The 3,494-nt window shown below is 45.1% G+C and carries 4 protein-coding genes; all 4 read left to right on the forward strand.

What is annotated here, in order from left to right; translation table 11 throughout:
- The first annotated feature begins 181 nt into the window (after positions 1–181).
- The 4 genes from AC3DOM_RS16780 to AC3DOM_RS16795 all read left to right on the forward strand — a co-directional run bounded on the left by AC3DOM_RS16780 (position 182) and on the right by AC3DOM_RS16795 (position 3,434).
- Positions 182–682: an Lrp/AsnC family transcriptional regulator gene (locus AC3DOM_RS16780; RefSeq protein ID WP_487920185.1), complete on the forward strand. Its 501-nt coding sequence runs from the start codon at positions 182–184 to the stop codon at positions 680–682.
- A gap of 2 nt (positions 683–684) precedes the next feature.
- The gene (locus AC3DOM_RS16785; RefSeq protein ID WP_487920186.1) at positions 685–873 is read left to right on the forward strand and encodes a hypothetical protein; all 189 of its coding nucleotides are present in this window, start codon (positions 685–687) and stop codon (positions 871–873) included.
- Between the two features lie 163 nt (positions 874–1,036).
- Positions 1,037–1,687, forward strand: coding sequence for a corrinoid protein (locus tag AC3DOM_RS16790; protein WP_487920187.1), 651 nt, complete (start codon positions 1,037–1,039; stop codon positions 1,685–1,687).
- Between the two features lie 49 nt (positions 1,688–1,736).
- A complete protein-coding gene (locus AC3DOM_RS16795; RefSeq protein WP_487920188.1) occupies positions 1,737–3,434 on the forward strand; it encodes a peptide ABC transporter substrate-binding protein in 1,698 nt (565 codons plus the stop codon).
- Positions 3,435–3,494 lie beyond the last annotated feature (60 nt).

The raw sequence follows: 3,494 nt of genomic DNA on the forward strand, positions 1-3,494 counted from the left end.
CGAAATAATCATCGCTTATCTAGAGTTATTGTAAAATTATCGCGATATTATAGTAAGTATAAAGCAAACGGTCAAGCCTGAGATAAGCAAAAACATAAAGAAAGCGTAAAAATCACACAAATTGATTACGATAAAGTGAGTATTATATTGACAATATTACGAATTTCAGTATAATGAGTTAATGTTAGATAAAAAGGATCGCGCGATTGTTTCATTTCTCCAGTATGATGGTCGAACTCCTTACACCAAAATTGCCAATGAATTAAGTGTCACCGAAGGCTCTGTTCGCCAGCGAGTGAAACGCTTGGTTGATTCGGGACAACTTCAGATCGTAGGCATCGTACCGCCCGAAGAGATGGGGTGGACTGAAGCCGGAATGATCGGAATCAATGTTCAGGCAAACCGCATTGCAGAAGCCGCAGAAGCCATTGCTCAATTGTCAGAAGTATCATACCTGTTCCAGGCTGCTGGAGAGTTCGATCTATTTGCTGAGGTGTACTGCAAAGACAAAGAGCATTTTGTTTCTTTCCTAAATAACAAGTTGCAAAAAATTCCGGGGGTGGATAGGACCCAATCTTTCATAATTTTAAAATTGCATAAATTATCTTATCGCTGGGGTGATTCAGAAATGCCTCATAAAGAAACTGCCAAATCAAAAAAAGAGTTGGAGTATAAAAGCTAATAATGCACTGGAATCAGCAGTCGAAGAAATTAGCAAATCTTGTTCACCAAAAACCCATTAAGATTCTTGACGATGTTGGATTCTGTATACCAGAAGATAAATTGCTGACCCGCTTGACCAAAGCAGGCTTTCTTGTTGATATTGATACAAGGATGGTAAAGGTATCCTCGGATTTATTAGAAACTGCCTGAAAAACTCTCCCATTACCTGCCAGCGTTGAATCTGAAATGGAATGGATTATAAGACGATACGCAGGCTCAGATTTTGGATTTGATCCAATAAATTGACCTTGATAAAAAAACTGTGTTGAGAGAAACTTTTCACTAGCTTTGTTAATCTATTCAGGAGGCACGCATGAAAGAAGAATTATTTGAAAAACTAGCTCAGGCTGTAATTGATGGAGAGCCGGAAGACGCCGTAGCTATCGCCAAAGAAGCCCTTGCTCAAGGTTTGGATCCTTTGGAATGCATCACAAATGGTCTTACTAAAGGGATTCAAAAAGTGGGCGAATTATTCGCAAGTGGCGAATACTTTTTACCTGAATTGATCATTGGGGCTGATGCCATGAAGGAAGGGCTTGGAGTTCTTGAGCCGGCCCTGGTAGGGGATCAGAAACGTGAAGTTGTTGCTCATGTTGTTCTGGGAACAGTTGAGGGCGACCTGCACGAAATTGGCAAAACCCTGGTAGGAACAATGCTGACTGCAAATGGTTTCCAGGTCAAGGATATTGGTGTTGACCAACCAGCTTCGGCATTTATTGACGCGGTCAAAGAAACTGGTGCCACAATTATCGGCGCATCGGCATTGTTGACGACAACCATGCTCCAACAAGAAAAGCTAATCCAGAACCTGGAGGAAGCTGGGTTGCGCAAAAAAGTGAAGGTAATGGTCGGAGGAGCCCCAGTTACAGAAACTTATGCCAAAAAGATTGGCGCGGATGGTTATGCTGAAGATGCCATCTCTGCTGTTGATCTGGCTTTCCGTCTGGCTGACGCTCCTGAATAAATAGTAGAACAGGTACCATTATATATTTCAAATCCTAAAGGAGGATAAAATGAACTATCGTAAATCGATGAAAGCTTTGGTCTTTGGGCTTATTGCGCTCATGCTCATTATTGGCGTAGTAAGCTGTGGACCAAAACCGGCTGCTGAAGAACCGGCTGCTGAAATAACCAGCATTACCATTCTCATACCAGACAACCCCGTAGCATTCAATGGCATAAATACCGATACAGGCTATGAACAGGCACTGGGAGAATTGGTGATGCTCTCGCTGGCAGAAACCGATCCCAACGGCAACAAATACCCGGAATTGGCGGCCGAGATTCCCACGATCGAAAATGGTGGTGTGGTCTTCGATGAAGAGGCCTGGTCAATGACCGTCACCTGGAAACTTCGCGAGGATGTATTCTGGGCTGATGGCGAGCAGGTTACAGTCGACGACGTTATCTTCACCTGGGATGCTCTTATCGCGGCAGATGCCTGGATCTCGGCGATGGATTACACAGAATCCCTTGAAAAGATCAACGACTTCACCTTCATTGTCCACTATTATGAAGGCTATATATTTCCTGACTACGCGCTTCAGTTTGGTGGGGAAGATTTCTTCGTCTATCCTGAGCATTATTGTGATGCTGAGGCGGGTTTTTATGAATGGAATTGTGATGACGAACCCTTGAGCAGTGGACCCTATATCCTTGAAGAGTGGGTTGCCGATGATCACCTGACATTTGTCAAGAATGAGAACTACTTTGAAGAAGGAAAACCGGCCATCGACCGGGTCATCGTCCAGATTGTTCCTGAAGAACCTGTAAAACAGGCCATGATGCTCGAAGGCGATGCCGATCTCCATTATTGGCCTGCTGAGCCTGCCTCCGATATTTACAAGGAGTCTGGCAATGCCGCCGATTACGTAAAATCGCCAAGTGAACGCTGGGTAATGCGATTGATCCCTAACCTGACGGCAAAGGGTGATCGTGAAACCCCGCACCCATTCCTCTCAGATAAAAATGTCCGGAAAGCACTGCGAATGGCAGTTGATGTAGATACCATCATCAATGATATTTTCCTCGGCTACGGTGTACCGGTCTGGAATGATTTTTTCCGCCCACCTTACAATAGCTGTGGTATCCCCAGGCCAGAATATGACCCGGAAGGCGCCAAGGCGTTATTGAAGGAAGCTGGCTGGGAAGACACCGACGGAGATGGCATCAATGAGTGCCATGGCTGCGAGAACGCTGAAGAAGGCGCGCTGATGAGTATGGAATTCACTATCTATGCTGAATATGGTGAAACCCTGGAATTGGCGCAACAGCTAATCTCTGAAAGCTGGAAAGCGATTGGTGTTGATACAGAATTGCAGATGATCGAAGGCGCTGTCATGTGGGCAGAGGCAGAAGATGGCGGCACGGAAATTGCCGGAGAATTTGAGCTGGATATGTGGGATGATGGCTATCCTGGTACTGATCCATCTGACCAGATCTGGACTTTCTATTACTCCGAGAGCGATTGGAATTACGGCGACTGGTATAACGAAGATATGGATGCCTGGATCGATGAATTCTATTCGCTGGACGAAGATTACCGGCTAGAAGTCGGCTGTGAAATGGCAGCCATTCTTGAAGATGAACTGCCTCAGATGTTGCTTTTCTCTACACTGGAACAGCATGGCGTTTCTGAGAGGCTTCAAGGCGTTTTACCCTCAGCAAATGACCCCGTGACCTGGAACATAGCTGATTGGACCCTCAAATAATATAATAACTCATGTTACGCACCTAAAGGTAGAACCGGGAACTGAGCTTGTAATTTGCGT

Source organism: Candidatus Desulfolinea nitratireducens (genome assembly GCF_982879505.1).